Source organism: Ruoffia tabacinasalis, assembly GCF_005864045.1.
In the GTDB taxonomy this organism is placed as follows: domain Bacteria; phylum Bacillota; class Bacilli; order Lactobacillales; family Aerococcaceae; genus Ruoffia; species Ruoffia tabacinasalis.
In genome coordinates, this window is record NZ_VBSP01000089.1 from 1 (window position 1) to 2,239 (window position 2,239).

General features: G+C 32.6%; 3 protein-coding genes. 2 read left to right on the plus strand and 1 reads right to left on the minus strand.

The window, feature by feature from the left end; all coding sequences use genetic code 11:
• Positions 1-18: 18 nt before the first annotated feature.
• A complete protein-coding gene (locus FEZ33_RS12045; RefSeq protein WP_138405597.1) occupies positions 19-570 on the minus strand; it encodes a hypothetical protein in 552 nt (183 codons plus the stop codon).
• A gap of 153 nt (positions 571-723) precedes the next feature.
• Here FEZ33_RS12045 and FEZ33_RS12910 point away from each other — a divergent pair, with 153 nt between their 5' ends.
• Together FEZ33_RS12910 and FEZ33_RS12055 are read left to right on the plus strand one after the other, a co-directional pair.
• Complete coding sequence (locus FEZ33_RS12910; RefSeq protein ID WP_268951524.1) at positions 724-852, plus strand: hypothetical protein; 129 nt, start codon at positions 724-726, stop codon at positions 850-852.
• A gap of 10 nt (positions 853-862) precedes the next feature.
• Entirely contained in the window at positions 863-1,570 is a 708-nt protein-coding gene (locus FEZ33_RS12055) for an L-ribulose-5-phosphate 4-epimerase (RefSeq protein ID WP_138405599.1), read from the plus strand.
• Positions 1,571-2,239: the final 669 nt, after the last annotated feature.

Below are 2,239 nucleotides of genomic sequence, written 5' to 3' on the forward strand. Positions count from 1 at the left end.
CGTAGGCATGCACATTAATTATACAGAAGTTAATAAGTGGTAAACAGGTTGGCAATGACTGGTACATTTCATGGCAAAGGGTGGTACAAAACTTGGCAACGCTGGTACATTTCGCTGGCGGTAGTCATTGACATCCTTAAATGATCCTTCATGTTCAACTTCCATTGTTCCAAAGTCTAATTGGGCTTCTGCTGGAGGATGTTCGAGTCTTTCATAACCTGCACTCGGAAGATCATGATGATGTGAACTTTTCCAGTCGTGTACAAAATTGCAAACCGTACGATATGAGCCTTTAAAACCTATTGTCTCTAGTCCTTCAAAATAATTTTTGTTTGTTCTTCTTTTCTTTTTGGGAAGACGATAGTCTTCTTCTAGCCACAATGAAACGATGTCTCCCCAATCTTCGTCATACATCATTCCAACTTTTTTCTTCAAGTTTTTTTCAGGTAACACTAAACCATCAGCATACTTCTTTGCAGTACGCCAGTTAATATCTAAAGTTGTTGCAATTTCATTTATTGATTTATCGTGATTATTACGTAGATTTTTGATAGTATTAATATCAGCCATTGTTAGCATCCTTTTTCTTCCTCCAAGTTAAGCGTCGTAACTTAAACTTTAGAGGTAAACTGGATGACTAACAAGGCTTTTTTTGTTGCCTGGTTATGTACTTTTAGGCTGCAATCTTATGTATTATTATATTGCCATAAACACCTAGAGACAATGGTATTTAAAGAAGTTGCTTCAAGTACGGTCAGTCCAACGCCAGAAAATATTAAACATTATGAAAGCTATATAGAAAGATTTGTTAGCGCTTTAAGAATACCACAAGATGCTCAAAATTTTTTATAAGGAGTCTATTATGTTAGTAGAATTGAAACAAAAAGTATTTGAAGCAAATTTAGAATTGCCAAAATATAATTTAGTTAAATTTACTTGGAGCAATGTTAGTGCAGTTGATCGAGATAAAGAGTTAATCGTTATTAAGCCAAGTGGACTTGATTACAATACAATGACTTATAAGGACATGGTAGTTGTGGATTATAAAGGTAACGTACTAGAGGGAGAATTAAATCCTACATCTGACACGATGACACATATTGTCTTATACAAAGCATTTCCTGAAATAGGAGGCATTGTCCACACACATTTGCCTTGGGCGACAATTTGGGCTCAAGCAGGGATGAATGTACCGGCTTTAGGTACGACCCATGTAGATACGTTTTATGGAGAGGTACCTTGCGCAAGATTTTTAACTATAGAAGAAATTGAAAGTGCTTACGAAGAGAATACTGGACGTGTCATTGTTGAGACGCTTCAAGAACGTGGGATCAAACCATTAGAAATACCAGCCATTTTACTCAAAGGACATGGACCATTTACTTGGGGGAAAACACCAGAAGATGCGGTAATGAATTCAGTTGTTTTAGAAGAGGTATGTCGGATGAATTATTATGCGAAAGCTATTAATCCTTTATCGAAGGAATTACCTCAAGATATATTAGATAAACATTATTTAAGAAAACATGGTAAAAATGCTTATTATGGACAAAATATATCTATAATTTAGAGAATTATATTCGAGAATTGTGCTTTCCCTATGGTTAGTCAAAAAGCATTAAAAAAACTATTATAAAAGCAGAAAATAAAAAGTTTTATTTTGATGAGAAGTAGTACAAATAAATATTGAAAATCACTTAAAGTTTATCTTGAGAAATAAATTTGAGAATAAATATATGAATAAACTATTCAAGAAACTGGAATATGCTAGAGTATTGTAGAATTCCCTTCAAAAGACTTTGATTGGGAGCATTTGACTAAACGGCCTTTTACCTATGCAACATAGGTAAAAAGCCGTTTAGTTTTGATCTTATATGTATCTCCGTAATTTGTGTAAGTTATGAACTTATAAAAGGAAATTTAAATAATGTTTCATACTGTGAACGAGTTACTTTTATTCTTAAAACTAATGAATTAAAAAATATTAGTTTTAAGAATAGATTATATTATATTGAACAAGCTTTTCAGTTAATTACATATCATCATGATTATTGCTTACAATACACTCATAAAGAATTCTAGAACTTTAAACGCATAAAAAAGATTATAATACCTGAATAATTCATAGTTTTACTAATAGTCTTTCCTAACATTGATTTAATAGTCTTTAAAGTAATCTGCTTCATCACCCATTAGGTGATGAAAAAAGACCCCCTTTCTGATATGGTTAATTCACCAC

Bases quoted from the DNA above. Each gene is read 5' to 3' on its own strand.
- FEZ33_RS12045 (WP_138405597.1), bottom strand. From the start codon at position 570: ATGGCTGATATTAATACTATCAAAAATCTACGTAATAATCACGATAAA.
- FEZ33_RS12910 (WP_268951524.1), top strand. From the start codon at position 724: ATGGTATTTAAAGAAGTTGCTTCAAGTACGGTCAGTCCAACGCCAGAA.
- FEZ33_RS12055 (WP_138405599.1), top strand. From the start codon at position 863: ATGTTAGTAGAATTGAAACAAAAAGTATTTGAAGCAAATTTAGAATTG.